A 21,751-nucleotide genomic window follows, 5' to 3' on the forward strand; every position below is an offset into this window, starting at 1 on the left:
CGGATTAAAGTGGTTCAAAAGAAAATACGGTGGAATTCCACTGGCTTTCTGCGGCTTGGTCTGGCAGTGGAAACCATCGAATACGGAGGTTTGAAATTGCGGAATATTAATATAGCACACGTTATCGAGGATAGTAAATTTAACTCATTTCATCTTTCCGTTTTACTATGGTGCATTTTTCTCATTCTTTTTGATGGCTTTGATCTTGTAGTTTATGGAGCGGTCATACCGAGTTTAGTTGAAAAATGGGGTACGGAGCCAAGTGTTTTGGGCCTGATTGGAAGTTTAACTTTGGTAGGTGGCCTGATAGGTTCACTATTTTGCGGGATTTTAGCAGATAAAGTGGGCAGGAAGAAAGTGATCATTTCTTGTGTCGCACTTTTTGGCACATTTACATTATTGACAGGTTTTGCTCAAGGGCCGGTTGATTTTGCCATTTACCGGTTTACGGCTGGGTTGGGCCTTGGGGGGATTCCTCCATTGTTGGTCGTTCTTACTTCGGAATATTCACCTAAGTCGATTAAAAATATAATGGTGGGCGTCATGTTTAGCGGTTATTCGATCGGAGGCATTTTGGTGTCGCTATTAGGAATGAAAGTGATTCCGGATCTAGGTTGGCAGTGGATGTTTTTCATAGGTGCCATTCCGCTAGTATCGATACCCTTTTTAATTAAATACTTACCCGAATCCCTCTATTACTATGTTGAAAATGGAGAATATAAAAAAGCCAAAGCGATAGTGAAGCGCTTGGACCCTTCCTATGTCCCTCATGAACATGATAGTTTCAGAAATGATTTAAAACCAGTGACGGGCGTCCCTGTAGTCAAGCTATTTGAAAACCGGCGAGGAAGAACTACCATCATGTTCTGGATTGCCTGTTTCATGGGATTATTAATGGTCTATGGATTGGGAACCTGGTTGCCTCAATTGATGGTTGAAGCAGGTTATCCACTAAAGTCCAGTTTGCTATTCCTTTTTTCCTTGAATATCGGGGCGATAATTGGGTCGATATGTGGAGGATGGTTAGCGGATCGGATTGGGTCGAAAAGAGTTCTCATCAGTTTATTTACGTTTGGCGCCATTTGTTTAATTATACTTGGTTTTAAACCTGGAACAATCGTTTTATATTTCTTGGTTGCGGTAGCAGGGGCGGCATCCATAGGATCGCAAAATTTAAACAATGCATATATTTCAACTTTCTATCCAACTTATATTAAATCCACCGCACTTGGCTGGGCACTTGGAATCGGCAGGTTCGGTGCTATTCTGGGACCTTCGATTGGCGGAGTATTAATAGAGTTAAAGTTGCCCATTTATATGAATTTCATCAGTTTTGCACTTCCAGCCTTAATTGCAGCAGCGGCAATAATTTTCATTCAGGATAAATACAACAGTTCGAGGATCTCCTTGGAGTTCCAACAACGGTACGAAAACATAGATTGATAGAAGGCTAATGTTCGTTAGCATGATATGGAGGATATATAATGGCCAATTTCGTTTGCCAGATATGTGGTCGTGGATTTAAAAGTTATAACGAAAATGCTAAATACTGTTCCCAGACATGTAAAGGGACAGCCTACATAAAATATGAATTAAAGAAATGTAGTCAATGCGGGAAGAAGTACAAACCAAGAAAGGCAAATAGCAAATATTGTTCTTTGGATTGCAGCAGCAAGGGCAGGAAAAGCCGTAAAGGATCTGGTTAATTTCCCAGCATTCTTTTCTGCTTTGCGGATTGCTTCCATATATGGTCAAAAAAAAAGAGCCTGTTTTATCGCAAACAGGCTCTGGATATTAGGTCTTAAGTCTCGGCGGAAAAGAGTGTTATGCATTCGAGCATATGCTGGTTATTTCTGCTGCATCAACGATACGCTGAACTTCAGATCCCTCAAGTGTCTCTTTTTTCAATAACTCTTCAACAAGCTCTTCATACTGTAGGCGATTCGATTCAATCAACATTTCCGTTTCAGAAATCGCTTTCGTGAATAACTCCTGCATCTTTTGCTCCTTCTCGCCTTTATTAAAGGTGAGGGTGAATCCATCTTGAAGCATTCCGGTATCGACCATTTGTTCAAGTAGATGTTTCGCCTGCTGCACATCTCCGCCTACACCGATGCTATGTTCACCTAAATACATTCTTTCCGCCACGCCGCCTGCTAAAATCATTTTGACTTGATCAAGCAATTCACTGGCTGTTGCCAGATGGAGTTCTTTAGGTATTGGCGCTACATACCCAAGGGCTTCCCCACGCGGAATGATGGTCGCCTTTCGAACGGAACCGGGCTTTGTCAAAGCCGCAATCAGGGCATGTCCACTTTCATGGATGGCCACGCGCCGTTTCGTATCCACATCATTCAAGGTACGTGATGTCGCTCCAAGTATAGTGCGGTCAATGGCGTAATCAAGATCCTGTTTACGAATCATATCCTGTTCATTCCTCAGGGCATGACGTGATGCAGTATCGAACAGGGAGCTTAAGTCAGCACCGGAGAAACCGGATGTACTTTCAGCCAACTCATCCAGGGAAGCAAGGACATCTGTCGCCAGACGCTTACCCTTCGTATGGATATTGATGATTTCCTTTCTTCCTTGTGTATCCGGAAGTGGAACTTGGAAAGAGAAATCGATCCTGCCCGGACGTAGAAATGCCTCATCGAGCATATCTTTCCGGTTGGTCGCTGCAATGAATAAAATCCCTTCATTTGGATGGCCTCCATCCAATTGCACAAGCAGTTCAGTTAACGTTTTTTCTCCTTCTTCCCCGCCATGAGCTTTCCTTTTACCAGCCAACGCGTCGACTTCATCGATAAAAATGACAGCTGGCGATTGCTTACGTGCATTTTGGAAAAGGCTGCGGACACGGGCTGCACCGACTCCAACAAACATTTCGTTGAAGGCTGAACCGCTCGTTGAGAAGAAGTTTGCACCAAGCTCTTTTGCGATTGCCTGTGCAAGCAAGGTTTTCCCCGTTCCAGGGGGGCCGTATAATAAAATGCCTTGAGGCGGCTTAATTCCAATTTTAGCTGAACGTTCAGGTTCCTTTAGTGTAGTGAGTGTCTGTAGGATTTCCTGTTTGATTTCGGATTGCAAACCGCCGACATCATCCAAAGTTATCTCTGGCAGGGGCTTTGGGGTGGAAAGGCTTTGTTTTTTACTGCCGATCCGCAATCCGCCCTTTGATTTTTTCTGTATAATGACAGCGGTTGTGACGAGAGCCGCCATTAATCCGCCTAAAATCCATAATGCTGATTTATTAGTTGATGAAAAAGAATATTGAACGTTATAAGTTTCGACAAGTTTATTGATCATTTGACTGTTGGGAGGAATACTGGAAACGTATTCTCCATCTGGCGTGGAGATGTGAAGAGTGCCATTTCTTTTTTCTTCAATGGTGACAAGGGCTCCATTTTGGGCTTTAATCGTCTTTTCCACCGAGGAAAAAGGAATGACCATATCCTTTGACTGAGTAACAACATACCAACTGATTCCAGCAATTATCACAATGAGAGCCGTCAGGAACGGCAGCAATTTCGAAACTAATTTAGAGTTCGAGTTCAATTTTTCATCTCCTTTAAGAATATATATTCAGTATAAAATTTTTAAACATGTAATCTATAGGTCTTTATGCCTTAAATTAAAGGTAAATAATGTTAAAGTCAAGAAATAATGTTTATTACGAAAGTTTAAAGGGCACGGAATTTAGAAACATTTAATCTAACCGGCATATTAGACTTTTTAAATGCGAAATGCTAAAGTGAAATGGTCTAAGTCATGAAAAAATAAAATGGTAGAAGAGTGTGAAGTTCTATGAGTAAATTTATAAAAGACTATATGATTACGATGAAGGATATCGTTAGAGAAGGAGATCCCATTCTGCGTCAGGTAACGGATGAAGTTAGCCTGCCGATTTCGGATGAAGATCGTGAAACGTTGGAATGCATGATGCAATACCTGAAAAACAGCCAGGACCCAAAACTCCAAAAGAAGTACAACTTACGTGAAGGAGTTGGGTTGTCTGCCAATCAGATAGGCTTGAATAAACGCATGTTCGTCATGTATTTTCCCGACGAAAAAGGGAAGCTGTTTGAATATGCCCTTGTGAATCCGAAAATCATCAGCCATTCTGCCACAATGATCTATTTACCGCAAAGTGAAGGCTGCCTTTCCGTCGACCGTGACATTAAAGGGTATGTACCGCGTTATGAACGGGTTAAAATCAAAGCTTTGGACGGTAATGGTGAGGAAATAGAGATGCGGCTGAAGGGCTTTGCTGCAATCGTGTTTCAACATGAGTTAGATCATTTAAACGGGATGATGTTTTATGACCGGATCAACACCGAAAATCCTTTCAAGCTTCCGGAAAACGTGGAAGTGAAAAGTCTGTAAGGCAAAAAGGCAAAGCGACATGCTTTGCCTTTTTTCTGTTTTATGAGGAAGGATATCCTTTTCCATATGCTTTTGCAGATCACTGAGTATGGCCAGGTTCTGTTAGCTTAGCTAAGAGTTCGGATAATGTACCCTAATATAAGAAATGCCTCTGGTTTAACTGTCTCCAAAACATACATTCTTCCAAACTTGTAACCTCGGTATGATCTTTCGGCAATCTTCACTTCCTATATAGAAGGGAGATAACAAAAAGCGCTGCAAATGCAGCGCTTTTTTTGTTTATTGTAAGTATTCCTTTTTTGAAGGTGTTTCCACTCTTGTTTTTCCCATGAAGAATACAGTGATTGCTGCAAGACCGATCGGAATGAGAGCCAAGGTGAATATCAATGAAATCGAATCGGACATCGCATGAACGATTTTATCCAGGATAAAGTCCGGAATCTCGGCACGTGCGTCCGATTGGAAGAGCTGCCGTGGGTCCTCCATCAACCCGGCTGTATCCGGACTTCCTTGCATCCCTTTAAACGCATCCGTCATTTTACTTGTGAATACATTGTTCTGAATCGCTCCATAAATCGTTACTCCGAGTGTCATCCCAAAAGAACGGAGGAATGAGTTTGTTGAGTTGGCCGACCCCCGGAATCTAGGTTCCAAGTTGTGAATGGATGCTATAGGCAAAAGGGAGAAGGAAAAGCCCATGCCAAATCCAGTCAAAATCATGTACAAAGTTAATAAAGTCCTGCTGGTATCAGGGGTGATGGTTCCTAATAGAAGCATTCCTGCAAAATAACAGATGACAGAAACCGTCATTAAGTTGCGAAAACTTGTCTTTGTATTGAATATCCCGCCAACTGCACTGCCGAATACAGAACCAAGCATCATGGGAGTTAGGATCAATCCGGCATTTGTTGCGGAACCACCGTAAACTGCCTGCACGAAAATCGGGATATAGACGGTTAATATAATGAATGTACCGCCATAAAGAATGGCTAAGATCTGAGAAGTGGCAAATAATCGCCTTTTAAACAGCCATAATGAAATGATTGGATCTTTTGCCCTTTTTTCGAAAAAGAAAAATGAAACGAAGAAAACCACAAAACTGGCAAACAGTCCTATGATGGGAGAAGAACTCCAGCCATACTCCCCGCCCAGTTCGAGAGCGAACATTAAGCTGATAACGGCAATGACGAGTGTTGCTGCGCCACCCCAATCAATTTTTTGCTCTTGGGTGTTGGGTGACTCCTTGTAGTAATTCCAGATGAAAAATAAAGAAATGATCCCAATCGGAACATTGACGTAGAAAATCCAGTGCCAGCTGGAGTATTCAGTAATATAAGCGCCTAAAAGTGGTCCCAATACGCTTGATGCCCCAAACACAGCACCGAAAAGGCCAGTTAATTTTCCCCGTTTTTCAGGTGGGAAAATATCAAAAATGATCGTAAAGGCTATAGGCATCAAAGCGCCTCCGCCGATCCCTTGGATTGCACGGAAGATACTTAACTGGACTATGCTCTGGGCCATGCCACATAATGCGGAGCCGATTAAAAAGACTATAAGTCCAAAAATAAAAAACCTCTTTCTTCCATACATATCGGAAAGCTTACCGAATATCGGCATACTTGCCATCGTGGCGACCATATAGGCAGATGTCACCCATACAAACTTATCGAATCCTCCTAAATCAGAAACGATCGTTCCCATTGCAGTCGCAACAATCGTATTATCCATTGCTGACATCAAGATACCCAATAGTAATCCGGCAACAATGAATTTTTGTTTTTTTTGAGCGTTCATTTATTTTCCTCCTTCGTATCAACCAGCTCATGAATATCCTTTACATGGTTGAAGGGTAAACGTTAAGATGAAACAAAACATTTATCTTGAAAATCAAGATAAATTTAAGTGTAAAAGGGGTGGCATTTTATGTCAAGCAATAATAGGGTGAATGCAGCTTTGTTAGAGAGTTTAACACACAGATTGCAGCGGTATGGAATGAGATCCGTATTATTTCAACAAAATATGGCTCAAAAAATAGGGGTATCCCATACGGACTTAAAGAGTGCTGAAATATTGAATGAAACAGGACCGATTACTGCCGGTGAATTATCCAAAATTACAGGATTGAGCACGGGATCGGTAACGGCACTGATCAATCGCCTTGAGAAATCCGGTTATGTTAAAAGAGAACGAGATCAATTGGACGGAAGACGGGTAATGATTGCACCGATACCCGAAAGGCAGGAACAGATTAAATCGCACTATCAATCGCTTTCTATGGCCACCAAGGAGTTATGTTCAACTTATAATGAACAAGAGCTAATATTGATCAATCAATTTGTTGAGGATATCACAAAAATCATGGACAAAGAAAATGACAAATTAATGAGTGAGCGGGAAAGGTAGCCGGTGTAGGCTGCCTTTTTTATTTTTAGCCAGCTGGCAGCTTCTTATCAATAATAAAAGGAGTAGAGTGAAATTTATTTAAAAGAGAATGAACAATGTCACGTTTCCATTAAAATATATATTGATAATGATTTTCATTATCTGCTAATATGAATCTACAAATCATTTCAAAGGGAGAATACACTATGAAAAAAGCAAAGGCGTCATTAGCGGTCTTACTATCAACCAGCCTATTATTTGGCTGTGCGCAGGAAAAGGAAGGAACTGAACCGGCAGATGATAATGCCAAAGAAGTGAGTGCAAGTAAGCTTGATGATGTATCTAGCGAGTACCGGGAATATGCCATTGGTGAAATAGAAGAGTTCGTAAACGCAACGGAGGAATTCACTACGGCCGTATCTGCCGGTGATATTGAAAAGGCGAAGGAATTATATGCTCCAGCCCGCATGCATTATGAAAGAGCGGAACCTATCGCAGAAGTTTTTGGCGATCTTGATCCCAAAATTGATGCGCGTGAAGGGGATGTCAAAGATGAAGAATGGGGCGGTTACCACCGGATTGAGATGGGGTTATGGCAAGAAAATACAACGAAGGGCTACGAAAAGTATGCAGAACAATTAATGAGTGACGTCAATTTGCTTCGAGCCAAAGTTGAAACGGTTGAGGTAACACCTGATTTGTTGATCACGGGTGCGGTGGATTTATTGAATGAAGTTTCCACGAGTAAAGTGACAGGAGAAGAAGACCGATACTCCCATACCGACCTGTATGATTTCGTTGCAAATGTTGAAGGGGCAGAAAAGATCTATGAACTGCTTACTCCAGCGCTGAAAGAAAAGGATGCGAAGCTTGCTGAGGAAATCCAACAACGTTTTGACGATGTATACGGCTTGCTTGAAAAGCATAAAGAAGGGGATGGCTACATCTCATATACGGATTTAAAGGAATCTGAAGTCAAAGAGTTAAGTCAAGCAATTGATGCATTAGCTGAACCACTATCGCAAATAGGGATTGTAACGGAGGAATCTTAATTGAAAGAACATACGCCTAAAGATAAAACCGGACTTTTTACAAAAAAAGTGAGTCGTCGAAATATGTTGAAAACGGCAGGAGTCGGTGGAATCGGAGTCGTGATAGGAGCATCTGGATTTGGCGGGCTGCTGACACTTTCTGAACAAAGGGCAAAGGGACAAACTAAGGATATCATTCCTTTTTATGGAGAGCACCAAGCCGGTATTACCACTGAGGCGCAAGATAACCTTTACTTCGCATCATTGGAAGTAAGCACAGATAAAAGGTCAGACCTAATCCAGTTATTAAAGGATTGGACAAAGGCTGCGGCTCAGATGACTGAGGGGAATTTGATTGGTGAAGCATCACTTAATACGAATATGCCCCCAAAGGATACGGGGGAAGCGAAAGAATTATCACCCTCCAATTTAACGATCACTTTTGGAGTGGGTCCGACCCTGTTTTCGAAGGATGGCAAAGATCGATTTGGTTTGAAATCGAAAAGGCCTGCAGAATTAAAGGATCTGCCTCAATTCCCTTTAGATGCTTTAGAAGAAGAATGGAGCGGTGGGGATATTTGTATTCAAGCATGTGCAGATGATCTCCAAGTGGCTTTTCATGCCGTCCGGAACTTAGTGAGGATCGGAAGAGGGAAAACGATCATTCATTGGGCACAAACAGGTTTCCAACGGACTAAGCAAGCCGATTCACAAAAAACGACACCGCGGAACCTTTTCGGGTTTAAGGATGGGACTGTCAATCCGGATACGAATAATGACAATGAAATGAATGAGCATGTTTGGGTGAAGGGTGAGGACGGTCCTGACTGGCTTGTTGGAGGCAGTTATATGGTGGTGCGCCGAATCCAGATGTACATTGAAGTTTGGGACCGGACAATATTGAAAGAACAAGAAAATACGTTTGGCCGTCATCGTGACAGCGGAGCCCCATTAGGAATGAAGAATGAATTCGATACCGTGGACCTCGAAGCTAAAGACCCAAATGGAAATCGGATCATTCCGGAAGATTCGCATATGAGTCTCTCCAGGGGGGACGGAAAAGCAAAAATATTGCGGCGCCCATATTCATATGCAGATGGAATGGATCCTAAAACAGGGAGCTTCAATGCAGGCTTGTTATTCATTTGTTTTCAGCGAACTCCAAGTAAACAATTCATTCCCATACAAGAGCGACTGGCGAAAAATGATAAGCTCAACGAATATATCGTTCACAGGGGCAGTGCCATATTCGCTTGTTTACCAGGTGTGAAAAAGGGTGGCTATATTGGGGATTCCCTTTTTGGATAAATATAATCACAAATGAGGACGTGAAAATCGCCAGCATGGATATTATCCAGTTGGCGATTTTAGTTCATGAATAAGGAGGGACCAGTATGACCGTTTCTAAATGGAAGAGTGGGATATTGGTTTTAATCGTCAGCCTTTTCTTTCTTTCGACTGCTGTAAGGGTTGTTTCGGCGGGTGAAAACCATGATCAGCTTTTTGTTTATATTGGCGACAGTTTAATGAAGGTAAAATCCGGAGACCTTGAGGAAGTATCTAAAAATATCGATCTTTTCGAGAGAGATTGGCAAACGATAAAAACGGACAGCAAGAGTGCGAGGAAGGTCGACGAGAGGCTGTCTGCGGTAAAAAGTGCTGTGAGAGACCAAGCCTCCACAGATGAAATCAAGAAGCGATTATCGGCATTATCCAGTACTCTTGTTATTTATGATACCAACGAAAACCCTGTTGACAAGACGGACTATGAAGAACGGTTAGAAGCAATACTTCCTTTAATAGATAAGTTGGAAGCTTTAATAACTGAAGGTGACTTTGATCAAGCTAAAGTTCAATATACCAACCTTCTGAGTCAATGGACCGACGCAGAGGTGATTGTCAGGGAGAAAAGTGTTGCTGCATATGGTGAATTTGAAACGAAAATGGCCTTTGTGCGGATAGCGATTACTCAAGACCCTCCTGATTCGGAAAAAGCCCAAAAAAATCTAACTGAATTGAAGGGCCTAATCGAGGATTTCCTTGCTGGTAAAGTTGAAGAAGGAAGCCAGGAGGATACCTATTCCCTTGGGGATGTAACGCAACTTTTACAAGGAAGTGCAACGGATATTGAAAAGGGTGACATCGATTCTGCCGTTGATCAGCTAAATGAAATCTTGACAATTTGGCCTAATGTCGAAGGCGAGGTCTCCACAAGGGACAGCAAGCTTTACAGCGATATGGAAACGAAAGTCCCGACCGCAATCAGCCTATTGCAATCGAAAAAGGTAAAGGCGGAGGAAGCGAAGGGAATCGTTTCCGATTTAAACACAAGGTTACGCCCTTTAATTAATGATACGGGTTATACGACATGGGATGCCGCTTTGATTCTTTTGCGGGAAGGGTTGGAAGCACTCTTGATTGTAGCTACATTGCTGTCTTTCCTAAAGAAAATCGGGCAAGCGGATAAACAAAAATGGATTTGGACAGGGGTTGGTGCTGGTTTAGTTGCCAGTTCCATATTGGCGGTCATAATCAATATCGTTTTCTCTCAGATCACAGCTGCGTCAAGCCGGGAATATATTGAAGGAGTCACTGGGATAATAGCTGTATCGATGATGTTGACAATTGGTCTTTGGCTTCATAGTAAATCGAATGTCCATGCATGGAACCGTTATATCGACAAGCAAATGAACCAAGCCATTGCGACAGGAAGCATCATCTCTTTCGCTTTGATCAGTTTTCTATCCATATTCCGTGAAGGGGCCGAGACGATTATCTTTTATGCCGGTATGGCTCCTTATATGGAATTGAAACAGCTACTGAGCGGGATTTTCCTTGCCTTCCTCATTTTAGTGGTAATTGGTTTCATCATGTTGCGCTATAGTGTGAAATTACCGATGACCCTATTCTTTAAAGTGGCAACGGTACTCATATATGCTTTGGCTTTCAAGATTCTTGGAGTCTCCATTCATTCACTTCAGGTTTCACAGGTGATACAGACAAATACGATCAGTTCCTTTCCGTTTGTAGAAACGATAGGTCTTTATCCAACAATGGAAACGCTGGTGCCGCAAGCTGCATTAATTTTGCTGATTGTATTGGCGACCATTTGGGTCAAAAAGAGTAATTCCTTACGTACAACCGAATAATATAATGGGACTGACGCATGTCAGTCCCATTTGTGTATGGTATTAGCGAATAGATCGGCGATAGGAATATTGCTTCCATTGATAAAGGATAAAGCAGCCGATACAGAATCCAAGGATGGCTATGAGAGAAGCCAATCCGACCATCAAGGTGAATATATAACCGGTAACATTCCAACCCAGTAAAAAAGATATGAATCCGAGTCCTAAGCAAACGACAGCTATGGCCTGGTTGAATTGTTGCTGTGAATGATCTTCAGGAATATAATCGGAGGGTTTCTTTTTAAGAAAGAGCTTGGCGAGACGCATCACTGGATTGAAATTAAAGAGAAGACCTAAAAGTCCTGCAGTTAAAGGAATCACTAATATCGACATTTGTCCCGTTAATAAGGCGGTGGCTACGCTTAACAAAATGACCCATTGATTCGTTCGTACTAAAGGGCGGGGAATGGAACGAATTTCACTCGTCATACTAATACCAACTTTCCTGATGTGTTTTATTTATATTTTATCTTTATTTTAATCACTTGTGAAGCCTAACAAAATAAAGCCAAAACCTTATTTATAATAATTTTAATTTAGTATTGATTATCATTACAAAAGTAGTATAATATGTATAACAAGCAAATAAAGTGAGGAGGACAGTATAAATGGTAGCAAAAGTTTGTGGAACATGCGGAACACCAATAAAAAAGCTCAAGCATTCTGCCCTTTGCCAATGCGGTCCTAAGATATTGAGCAATCAATTCTCAGTTAAAACAAAAAAATAAAACCCCGTGGAATAGATCATAAATTAAACCATTAATCGGTTTGAGTTTGTAGACAAAAGGGGTTCCATCTTAATTTTTTAAACAAAGTTGATTGGAGCGGGTGTTCGAGACTCCTGAGGGATAAGCGTGTCCAAGGGAGACCCCGCAGGCGCAAGCCGAGGAGGCTCCCGGACCGCCCGCGGAAAGCGAGTGCCCTACGTTCCAATCAACGTTCATATTTTATACACTCTCAAAAAATGCAGGCAATCTTAATTAATATCAAGTTTGTCTACAGTCTGAACCGATTATTCAATTAATCGGTTTTTGTTTTTCCAATGATGGGTAAAGAGGATAATAAATATTTTTCATTTCAATTAAAATAATGTACGATTAGGGAATAGAATAAAACGTCATGGAGGAAAAGATATACTTTCAGTTTGTCAAACCATCACGTGACGGTTAGGAGGGGTTATGTTGGGAACGAGACTTTAAAAATTGGCGAGTTGGCGGAAATGGCGAATGTTACGAAACGAACTGTAGATTATTATACGAACCTAGGCTTGCTTAAAGCAGAACGTTCCGCCTCTAATTACCGTTATTATTCAGTCGGTGAACTTGAAAGGCTCCGCCGTATCGAAGGATACAAAAGAGAAAACCTTTCATTGGAAGATATTAAAGAAATACTTAAAAAGGATAAGGAAGCCGCATCAGCAATTGAGGAAAAAGGTCTTCAACTCAAGAATAAAATGGGTGGCCTGAACGAGGAACTTCAGGAATTCATCAGCTTGATTGAAAAGGACGGAAAAAGTGAGCTTCTTTTAAAAAAACAGATATCCCGCGAAAGCATGGCCTTGATCCAATCATTGCTAGTGTTGCTGGCATGATTAATATTTATCCCTATAGTTTTATGCACAAAGGTGCATATTAAAGATATAGGCTAAATGGTTTTGATAAGGAAAAAATCGCTTTTTGAAACGAAAATAACCATTTATACAGGAGGTGCTTGGGATTTTGCCGTAGTTGTCTAATCCGCAGGTCAGAAGGATGGGCACAATATGGCTAACCCGCACATATTGGAGATATTTATAAAATTATTAGCAGTAGCTGTATTAATAGCATTAACCGCATTTTTCGTTGCATCGGAATTTGCAATCGTGAAAGTCAGAAGTTCCCGAATCAATCAATTGATTGAGGAAGGGCATAGAAATGCCCTTGCAGCCAAGAAAGTGACATCACATATCGATGAATACTTATCTGCCTGTCAATTGGGGATTACGGTAACCGCCTTAGGTTTAGGGGTATTGGGTGAACCGACGGTCGAGGCGATCTTAAAACCATTGTTCACTAAATGGGGATTAGAGGAGTCCGTAAGTCACATCATCTCGTTCCTGATCGCCTTCGGTTCTGTAACATTCCTTCATGTTGTTGTCGGCGAACTCGCACCGAAAACTGTTGCGATTCAAAAGGCAGAAGAGGTAACCTTGCTATTTGCAAAGCCGTTAATTCTCTTTTACCGCATTTTGTACCCATTCATTTGGTTACTGAATGGTTCTGCACGTCTCCTGACCGGCATGTTCGGATTAAAGCCTGCCTCCGAGTCCGAAATGGCCCATTCCGAAGAAGAGCTGCGCATCATTTTATCGGAAAGCTATAAAAGCGGTGAGATCAACCAATCGGAATATAAATATGTCAATCAGATATTTGAATTTGATGAGCGCATTGCCAATGAAATCATGGTTCCGCGTACGGAAATGACCGTTATCGAAAAGGGCATGCCATTATTGGAAGTTGTTGAACTGATTCAGGAAGAACAATACACAAGGTATCCGGTCATAGACGGTGATAAAGATAATGTCGTGGGAATGGTCAATATCAAGCGACTTTATACAGCAACGATTACAGAAGATAATGTAACGGCTTTGACGGTGGATTCCTTTGTGACACCCATTATCCGTGTTCTTGAAACGATCGCCATTCATGACCTGCTGCTGAAAATGCAGAAGGAACGGATCCATATGGCTGTTTTGACTGATGAATATGGCGGAACTGCCGGTCTTGTTACGGTTGAAGACATACTTGAAGAAATCGTCGGGGAAATCCGTGATGAATTTGACCAGGATGAACGTCCGCTCATTCAAAAGATTGATGAAGGGCATTATGTATTCGACGCAAAAACATTGGTTGAAGATGTCAATGATACCCTTGCGATCGATTTGCCGGAAGAAGATATCGATACATTGGGAGGATGGTTCCTGACAGGCAGATTCGAGATTGCTGTCGGGGATAAAATCGAATACGCCGGATATGAATTCACTGTAAAGGAAATGGACGGTCACCATGTTTTATATGTTGAAGTGAAGAAGATTAAATAAAACAGGATTACAACAAGAGCCGAAAGTGGAAACTTTCGGCTTTTATTATGTACGAACAAGTTTATAAAAGTGGTCAAGGCAGACTGTTACTTAAATGGAAAATGAATTCATTTAAAATAACACAGTAGATAACAATTTTAGCTTGGAAAATGTTAAAATTGACTTTGAGCATTGAATCTATCTATATATCATTTTAAAGTTTCAAAGAATATAAGGGAAATTCTTCAAAAGTAATACTAATGATAGTATTAAGATTTATTTTGCAAAGCCGTTTATCGCGAGCTGGTATAAATAAGTATTGAAGGTGGGCGGAAAAATGGGTTTTAAGAAGAAGCAAATGTTAGGATTTGGTTTGATCTTGCTTTTCTTGGCTATTTTACTTTCTTTCATGATGGTCACGCTTAACAATTTAAAAAGCAGCATGACTGAAATAGTTGAAAATCGCTATGAAAAAGTTTCAGCTTCAATGGAAATCCGTCAGTTGTTTTCCAGGTCGGACCGTGAGATCCTGTTTGCAGCTAATGATGCAAACAAAGAAGAAAGAGCAGAGAGCCTCGAAATCATCAGCGAGAATCATAGTTTGATTGAATCAAAAATTGCTGGGTTATCAGGTTCGTTAAATAAGACGAAAGCAAAGCAATTATTGAAAGAGTTCGAGACTCAATATGCTTCTTACTCCATAACGGAGGCTGAGATCATCCAAAAGATAAAATCGGGAAACTCTTCGGATGATCTTTCAAGCCTGATGGAGGACCAAAGGGAAAAACGAACGAAAGTCATCAGTACAATGGATGAATTTAAGGATTACCAAGAAGGTGTCATGAAAGATACCTTAAACAATTCGAAACAAACCTATGAAGATATGATCGGTTTTGTAATCTTTGCGGTTATTCTCAGCATTTTGGTTATTTCCGTAACGGTTGTTTGGATGATCCGCAGTACATCGAAAGATCTGCAATCGATTACGAAGGTCATCAAAAATATCGATTATAAAAACTTATCGGTCATACCAAGAGTTCCGGTTCGGACTACTGATGAAATTGGTGATATAGCGAGATCGTTCAACGAAATGGCGGGATCGCTTGAAATCTATAATCAAAAAGAGAAAGATTTCACCGAAAAGATCAGTGAACAGAACTGGATCCAGACCCGTGTTGCAGATATAGCTACCATGTATCAGCGCATTGTTGATGTGGAAGTTCTGGCTGACCGGTTCATTACAAGACTGGCACCGATGATGGGAGCTTCAATTGGGGCTTTTTACGTCAAACGGGGCGAGGGAGTGGATATGCGTTTTGTGAAGCTTGCCAGCTTTGCGGGAGATGGCGAAGATTCAGGCAGACGTGAATTTCGTCTTGGTGAAGGTTTGATCGGACAATGCGCCCTTGAAAAGAAATCGAAAGTCATTGAAGATATCCCTGAAGATTTTCAAGTGGTTACGACAGGATTAGGGGAAGTCAACCCGAAAAGCATTGTCATTGCGCCGGTCGTTTTTGAGGATGAAGTGGTGGCGATGGTTGAATTGGCGAGTTTGGAGGCATTTACGAAGCTGCAAAAAACTTTCCTGAACCAGGTTCTTGATACTCTTGGCATCACGATTAATAATGTAGAGGGCCGGATGGAAATAGAGCGTTTATTGAAAGAATCACAAGCACAGACCGAAGAGTTACAGGCTCAATCGGAAGAATTGCAATCACAGTCAGAGGAAATGCAAGCCCAATCGGAGGAACTGCAAACACAGGCTGAAGAATTGCGAATGATCAATGAACAATTAGAAGAAAGAAATCGTGAAACTGAAGAAAAGTCGAAAGAGCTTCAAGTCGCAAAACTGAATCTTGAAAAACAAGCGGAAGAATTAAAGTTAAGTTCCAAATATAAATCCGAGTTCATGGCAAATATGTCCCATGAATTGCGGACACCGCTCAATAGTATCCTGATTTTATCAGAAATGCTTTCAGATCCGAATGATAGTAAATTAAATGAAGAGCAACAGGAATTTGCTCGTGTCATTAACTCATCAGGTCAAGATTTATTAACGTTGATCAATGACATTTTGGATTTATCGAAAGTCGAAGTCGGAAAGCTTGAAGTGGTCTTTGACGAAATGAATTTGAGTGAGCTTCCAGAGCAATTGCACCGTAACTTCGATCATGTAGCGAAGAAAAAGAACATTGACTTTATAATAGAAAAAAGTAAAAACGTTCCGGATATTTTCTTTACGGATGAACAGCGCTTCCAGCAAATTTTGAAAAACCTATTATCCAATGCATTTAAATTCACGGAAAAAGGCTCTGTGTCTGTCCAAATCAAAAAAGCTGATGAAGAAAATGTAGCACAATGGATACAGACAAAAGGAGCTAGCAATTGGGTTGAAATTAAGGTGACGGATACGGGTATCGGAATTTCGAAAGAGAAGCAAAAACTTATCTTTGAAGCGTTCCAGCAAGGTGACGGAGCTACAATGAGAAAATATGGCGGTACAGGACTAGGGCTATCGATTTGCCGGGAGTTCGCCAAACTTCTGGGAGGCTGGGTCATTGTAGATAGTGAGGAGGGGCAAGGCAGTACCTTTACTTTCTTTATTCCAAGCATGCCAGAGGGCTTCAAAAATGTCGGCGAAGCAATGGCTGCTTCTCCAGAAGTGGCAGCAGCCAACCACGATGATTCTGCCGCGCCTTTTGACGGTCAGGGAGACCCGGATGTAGTTATAGTGGATGAAGAAGATCGGGATAAGACCAAACCATTCTGCAATAAAACAGTACTGGTCGTCGATGATGATCACCGTAATATATTTGCTCTGAAAAATGCGCTGAAGCATGAGGGGATGGAAATCCTTACAGCTGAAAACGGCTATGAATGTTTGGAACTCCTTGAAAAAGGAAACAATATAGATGTTATTTTGATGGATATCATGATGCCAGGCATGGACGGTTACGAAACGATGACCAGAATTCGCGAGCAAAGTAAGTTCGAGGATCTTCCGATCATCGCGCTAACTGCGAAAGCGATGAAAGGCGATAGGGAAAAGTGCCTGAAGGCTGGCGCTTCCGATTATGTCAGCAAGCCGTTAAAATTGGATCAGCTGCTATCCGTCCTAAGGGTTTGGTTGACTAATTGATTGATAGTACGGATAAGGAAGGTTTTGCATGAAGGATACTTTAACGATTGAAGAAAGAGAAGACTTGGAAATCGAATTATTGTTAGAGGCCATTTATTCCGTTTCGGGCTTTGACTTTCGCAAATATATGCGTTCTTCAATAAAAAGAAGAGTTGAAAATAGAATGAGACTGGACCATGTTCGCAGGATCAGCGGAATGATTGAAATGGTTTTATATGAAAAAGGGTATGTCGAGAAGCTTTTGAGAGATTTTTCAATAAATGTCACTGAAATGTTTCGCGACCCGGATTTCTTTAAAGCCTTTCGTTTAAATATTGTACCGCTCCTGAAAAAACTTCCTGAAATCAGAATTTGGCATGCGGGATGTTCAACCGGTGAAGAAGCCTTTTCCATGGCGATCATCCTCAAGGAAGAAGGGCTTTATGATAAGGCGAGGATTTATGCCACTGATATGAATGATGAAGTCCTCCGTCATGCGGAAAAAGGAATATTGCCTTTAAATAGAATGCAGTCTTATACGAAAAACTATTTGCAAGCTGGAGGCAACCAGGAATTTTCGGAGTATTATACAACCGATTATCAAAATGCTTATCTTGATTCGAATCTCCTTAAAAACATTGTGTTTTTCCAGCATAATTTAGTTACAGATGGTTCGTTCAATGAGTTTCATATCATCATGTGCCGGAATGTGATGATTTACTTTACCGGTGAATTGCAGACCTATGTTAATCAGTTGTTTTATGACAGCCTTTGTAAAGACGGCTTCCTTGCGGTTGGCAGCAAGGAAACACTTCATACATCATCCTTTTCGGAAGATTATGAGGACTTTGACTCAAAGGAACGAATTTATCGGAAACTGTAAAAAGAAAGAGTTCGCATATAAGCGGACTCTTTCTTTTTAATTTAGTGCATTATTTTTTAATTTTTTTTGATTTATATGTTTAATGCATCGGAAGAAGGGGTATAAATAATGAGTTGGTCTCCATGTAGAATTACTGCCGTGGTTTATTATTATTAAAAGAGACTGAACTTCGTTATAATATAATAGGAAAATCCCTATTAAGGGAGCTTTACGAAAGTGCTGGTCCATATAAAAAAGATAAATGTTGCCGCTCGATATAAGCCAAAAGGGGAATGAAAGAATGACGATTTTAATCGTAGATGATAACCAGGTTAACCTTTTCGTTATAGAGAAAATTCTAAAACGAGCTGGCTATACGGATTTTCTATCATTAACTTCAGCTGTTGAGATGTTTGAATATTTACAGGTGGATAGTCCGCAACCTAAAGAGACTTCAGTTGATATCATTCTGCTCGATATCATGATGCCGGAGATCGATGGGATAGAGGCGTGCAGGAGACTTCAAAGCATTCCTCACCTTAGAGATATACCCGTAATTTTTGTGACCGCCCTTGAAGATTCAAACAAGGTTGCCGAGGCACTTGATGTTGGCGGAATTGATTATATAATGAAGCCTATCAATAAAATAGATTTACTTGCGAGGATTCGCGTGGGGTTAAGACTTAAATATGAAAAAGATTGGCATAAAATGCAGGATGAAAAAATCCGCAATGAATTGGATCTTTCCATGCAGGTTCAAAGCGGTTTATTAAGTGAACCCATTATAAATGACCACTTAACCATAAGGGCATCATACTTACCTGCGAATAAATTGGCAGGGGATATGTACTATTGGCACCGCATCGATGAAAATCGGTATGGGATCATCCTGCTGGATATGATGGGGCATGGCATATCCGCCTCACTTGTGTGCATGTTCATTTCCTCCGTATTGAGGGATGCCATCAGGATACATACGGATCCGGTGGCAGTAATAAACGAAATGAATCGCTGGATGAGTACCCTTAATAAAGAAGATAATCCAGTGCATTATTATTTTACCGCGATTTATATGGTCATTGATACAGAGCAAAAGACTGTGGAATATGTGAATGCCGGACATCCTCCGGGCTTTGCTTTAATGGACGATGGAAAAGTGGTCTCACTTTCAAAAGGGACATGTCCTGTTGGGTTCTTCAACGAAATGAAAATAGAGAAGTCCGTCATTCATTATGAAGAGAAGATTCAGCTCATGCTATTTACGGATGGAGTCATGGAAGCGATAGATCGAGAAGGGACGGAAGGGCTCGAACAAATAAAAGAAGCGGTCTCGACGAGATGGTTCGATTGTAAGGAATCTCCCCCTATCGATTTTTTGATGTCCCCGGAAATGCAGCAAGATCAACCTGATGATATGTGTGTTGTTGTTATTCAAGCAAATTGAACAAGGAAGAGGCGGCAGATTATCTGCCGCCTCTTCTCTATAATAGGGGGGTCACTTTTATAAGAATGAGAATGTGTTAAGAGAGTAAATCATGTATTCGGCTATTTGCAATTAACGGTCATTTTTTAATTTACCAATGCCATCTTGGAGATTGCCTTTTAATTTATCGACTTTACCTTCTGCTTGTAAGTGAGGATCATTTTTCGCGTTTCCGACTTGGTCTTTCGTTTCACCTTTAACTTTATTTACAGCACCTTTTACTTTGTCTGATAAACCGCTCATTATGTTACCTCCTTTTTCTTTATATACTGTATATACCCATGAAGTGTACCGATAAACCTGATTTATATGAAGAAAGGAGTTTAAGAAGCGATTATAGCCCTTTTACTTAACCTTTGAATGAACTGATATGACCGTTCAATGATATGATCTTTGTCATGATCCAACGAGGCCACATGATATGAATTTTCAAGGGATGCCATCTCCTTATCCCCGGACATGACTGTATCGTAAATCTGATAGGAACAAGAGTCTGGTACAACGTGATCTTCTGGAGAATGGAAGATAAGTATCGGGCACGAAACGTCTATTAGTTTTTGACTGGCATGTTCCATTATATCAAGCAATTGATTAATCGCTGTTAACGGAACCTGGTCATATGTGATTTCTTTAGTTGTATCGTCTTTTATGTCAGGTTTGCCCTCAGGAATGAAGCGTGGAACCGATTGGTTACGGTATATTTCATATTCAGGAACTTGGAGAGCGGCATTGATGGTGAGAATTCCATCACAAGCCACTTTTGTCGCTAAATCGAGTACAAGGGCGCCTCCCATTGATTGTCCGATGGCGAATACATGGGTGCAGGTTCTTTTTAATTTTGCATAAGCCATTTCAACATCTTGTATCCATTCCTGACAATGACTCGTTTCCATTTCATATTCATCCGTCCCGTGTCCCGCCAGTCGAGGAGCGAAGACAGTAAAGCCTTTGGCGGCGAATTTTTCACCTAAATACCTTACGCTTTGTGGCGTTCCGTTAAAGCCATGGCAAATAAGAATGCCGATAGAATTGCCGGGTAAGAAAAAAGATTCCGCACCTGGTATTACCATTGCTGCTGTCATAATCCCATCTCCTTTAATTAGCTATGTTTTATTGTATGAAAATAAAATTAACTATTCCGATTATTTTACTTGGTTATATGATAGCATAATGAAAATTGTGAAGTCAACTTGGTTATATGCCAAATTTCCAGAGGCATTAAAAAAGGATACAAGATACTTATTAGGTCTGTCCCTAGTGTGATTGGCATTCTACCATTATATAAGTACTGTCTTGCCATTGATGATAAATAGAAGAAGCTAATACGGTTGCATGGTATAAATAAAAAAAAGGAAAAAAGGCGTTGACTTTAAACTGAAATGGGATTAATATAAATAAGCACCAACTAAGACAAACGAAAAACTTCATCTCTTTTGGCTGATTGCTGAAAGAAATAATAACTATTGACTTCTTACTATGAAAATGATAAGATGAAATGGTCGCTGAAAAACACAGCGATTTAAAATAAGTTAAAAACTTCGCAGAAGTTGACAACTAATCAATAAGATGTTATGATGAATAAACAGCCGTTCGTTAAGAACGATTGTGAAATTGCTCTTTGAAAACTGAACAAAACAAAGCGCCAACGTTAAATTTTAAGTGAGCACACACTATCAAAAAAGCAAATGAGCAAGTCAAACATTTCTTCGGAGAGTTTGATCCTGGCTCAGGACGAACGCTGGCGGCGTGCCTAATACATGCAAGTCGAGCGAATCGATGGGAGCTTGCTCCCTGAGATTAGCGGCGGACGGGTGAGTAACACGTGGGCAACCTGCCTATAAGACTGGGATAACTTCGGGAAACCGGAGCTAATACCGGATACGTTCTTTTCTCGCATGAGAGAAGATGGAAAGACGGTTTACGCTGTCACTTATAGATGGGCCCGCGGCGCATTAGCTAGTTGGTGAGGTAATGGCTCACCAAGGCGACGATGCGTAGCCGACCTGAGAGGGTGATCGGCCACACTGGGACTGAGACACGGCCCAGACTCCTACGGGAGGCAGCAGTAGGGAATCTTCCGCAATGGACGAAAGTCTGACGGAGCAACGCCGCGTGAACGAAGAAGGCCTTCGGGTCGTAAAGTTCTGTTGTTAGGGAAGAACAAGTACCAGAGTAACTGCTGGTACCTTGACGGTACCTAACCAGAAAGCCACGGCTAACTACGTGCCAGCAGCCGCGGTAAT

General features: G+C 41.1%; 16 protein-coding genes and 1 rRNA gene (1 of these 17 running past the window's edge). 12 read left to right on the top strand and 5 right to left on the bottom strand.

Annotation, left to right across the window (positions count from 1 at the left end; genetic code table 11):
• Positions 1-96: 96 nt before the first annotated feature.
• Positions 97-1,443 (top strand): MFS transporter, encoded by a 1,347-nt coding sequence (locus tag OSJ91_RS01305; protein WP_485890858.1) that lies wholly within the window; start codon positions 97-99, stop codon positions 1,441-1,443.
• 381 nt (positions 1,444-1,824) lie between these two features.
• Here the strand turns inward: OSJ91_RS01305 and OSJ91_RS01310 are convergent, their stop codons facing one another.
• A complete protein-coding gene (locus tag OSJ91_RS01310) occupies positions 1,825-3,558 on the bottom strand; it encodes an AAA family ATPase (protein ID WP_485890859.1) in 1,734 nt (577 codons plus the stop codon).
• Between the two features lie 249 nt (positions 3,559-3,807).
• On the opposite strand from OSJ91_RS01310, the gene def reads away from it, so the two are divergent.
• The gene (gene def, locus OSJ91_RS01315) at positions 3,808-4,386 is read left to right on the top strand and encodes a peptide deformylase (protein ID WP_101225705.1); all 579 of its coding nucleotides are present in this window, start codon (positions 3,808-3,810) and stop codon (positions 4,384-4,386) included.
• Positions 4,387-4,665: 279 nt separating this feature from the next.
• Here the strand turns inward: def and OSJ91_RS01320 are convergent, their stop codons facing one another.
• On the bottom strand, positions 4,666-6,180 hold the full coding sequence (locus tag OSJ91_RS01320; protein ID WP_485890860.1) for an MDR family MFS transporter: 1,515 nt from the start codon (positions 6,178-6,180) through the stop codon (positions 4,666-4,668).
• A gap of 129 nt (positions 6,181-6,309) precedes the next feature.
• Here OSJ91_RS01320 and OSJ91_RS01325 point away from each other — a divergent pair, with 129 nt between their 5' ends.
• The 4 genes from OSJ91_RS01325 to OSJ91_RS01340 all read left to right on the top strand — a co-directional run bounded on the left by OSJ91_RS01325 (position 6,310) and on the right by OSJ91_RS01340 (position 10,948).
• Positions 6,310-6,789: a MarR family winged helix-turn-helix transcriptional regulator gene (locus tag OSJ91_RS01325; protein WP_485890861.1), complete on the top strand. Its 480-nt coding sequence runs from the start codon at positions 6,310-6,312 to the stop codon at positions 6,787-6,789.
• A 185-nt stretch (positions 6,790-6,974) separates the two neighbouring features.
• Positions 6,975-7,820 (top strand): iron uptake system protein EfeO, encoded by an 846-nt coding sequence (efeO, locus tag OSJ91_RS01330; protein ID WP_485890862.1) that lies wholly within the window; start codon positions 6,975-6,977, stop codon positions 7,818-7,820.
• Positions 7,821-9,107, top strand: coding sequence for an iron uptake transporter deferrochelatase/peroxidase subunit (gene efeB / locus OSJ91_RS01335; protein WP_485890863.1), 1,287 nt, complete (start codon positions 7,821-7,823; stop codon positions 9,105-9,107).
• A gap of 86 nt (positions 9,108-9,193) precedes the next feature.
• Positions 9,194-10,948, top strand: coding sequence for an FTR1 family protein (locus tag OSJ91_RS01340; protein WP_485890864.1), 1,755 nt, complete (start codon positions 9,194-9,196; stop codon positions 10,946-10,948).
• A 42-nt stretch (positions 10,949-10,990) separates the two neighbouring features.
• Here the strand turns inward: OSJ91_RS01340 and OSJ91_RS01345 are convergent, their stop codons facing one another.
• Positions 10,991-11,416 (bottom strand): DUF4395 domain-containing protein, encoded by a 426-nt coding sequence (locus OSJ91_RS01345; protein WP_350300938.1) that lies wholly within the window; start codon positions 11,414-11,416, stop codon positions 10,991-10,993.
• 715 nt (positions 11,417-12,131) lie between these two features.
• Here OSJ91_RS01345 and OSJ91_RS01350 point away from each other — a divergent pair.
• From OSJ91_RS01350 to OSJ91_RS01370, 5 genes are all read left to right on the top strand, one after another.
• Complete coding sequence (locus OSJ91_RS01350; protein WP_485890865.1) at positions 12,132-12,578, top strand: MerR family transcriptional regulator; 447 nt, start codon at positions 12,132-12,134, stop codon at positions 12,576-12,578.
• 171 nt (positions 12,579-12,749) lie between these two features.
• Complete coding sequence (locus OSJ91_RS01355) at positions 12,750-14,066, top strand: hemolysin family protein (RefSeq protein ID WP_485890866.1); 1,317 nt, start codon at positions 12,750-12,752, stop codon at positions 14,064-14,066.
• Positions 14,067-14,382: 316 nt separating this feature from the next.
• Positions 14,383-17,184: a response regulator gene (locus tag OSJ91_RS01360; protein WP_485890867.1), complete on the top strand. Its 2,802-nt coding sequence runs from the start codon at positions 14,383-14,385 to the stop codon at positions 17,182-17,184.
• Between the two features lie 28 nt (positions 17,185-17,212).
• Positions 17,213-18,046: a CheR family methyltransferase gene (locus tag OSJ91_RS01365; RefSeq protein WP_137019304.1), complete on the top strand. Its 834-nt coding sequence runs from the start codon at positions 17,213-17,215 to the stop codon at positions 18,044-18,046.
• A gap of 280 nt (positions 18,047-18,326) precedes the next feature.
• Positions 18,327-19,469 carry a PP2C family protein-serine/threonine phosphatase gene (locus OSJ91_RS01370; protein WP_485890868.1) on the top strand — a complete coding sequence of 381 codons (1,143 nt, stop codon included), beginning with the start codon at positions 18,327-18,329 and terminating at the stop codon, positions 19,467-19,469.
• Between the two features lie 111 nt (positions 19,470-19,580).
• Here the strand turns inward: OSJ91_RS01370 and OSJ91_RS01375 are convergent, their stop codons facing one another.
• A complete protein-coding gene (locus OSJ91_RS01375) occupies positions 19,581-19,751 on the bottom strand; it encodes a CsbD family protein (protein WP_098866101.1) in 171 nt (56 codons plus the stop codon).
• Positions 19,752-19,831: 80 nt separating this feature from the next.
• Complete coding sequence (locus OSJ91_RS01380) at positions 19,832-20,590, bottom strand: alpha/beta hydrolase (protein WP_350300941.1); 759 nt, start codon at positions 20,588-20,590, stop codon at positions 19,832-19,834.
• A 621-nt stretch (positions 20,591-21,211) separates the two neighbouring features.
• On the opposite strand from OSJ91_RS01380, the gene OSJ91_RS01385 reads away from it, so the two are divergent.
• A 16S ribosomal RNA gene (locus OSJ91_RS01385) occupies positions 21,212-21,751 on the top strand (it continues 1,011 nt past the right edge of the window).

It is taken from the genome of Bacillus sp. T-10(2022) (genome assembly GCF_056502895.1).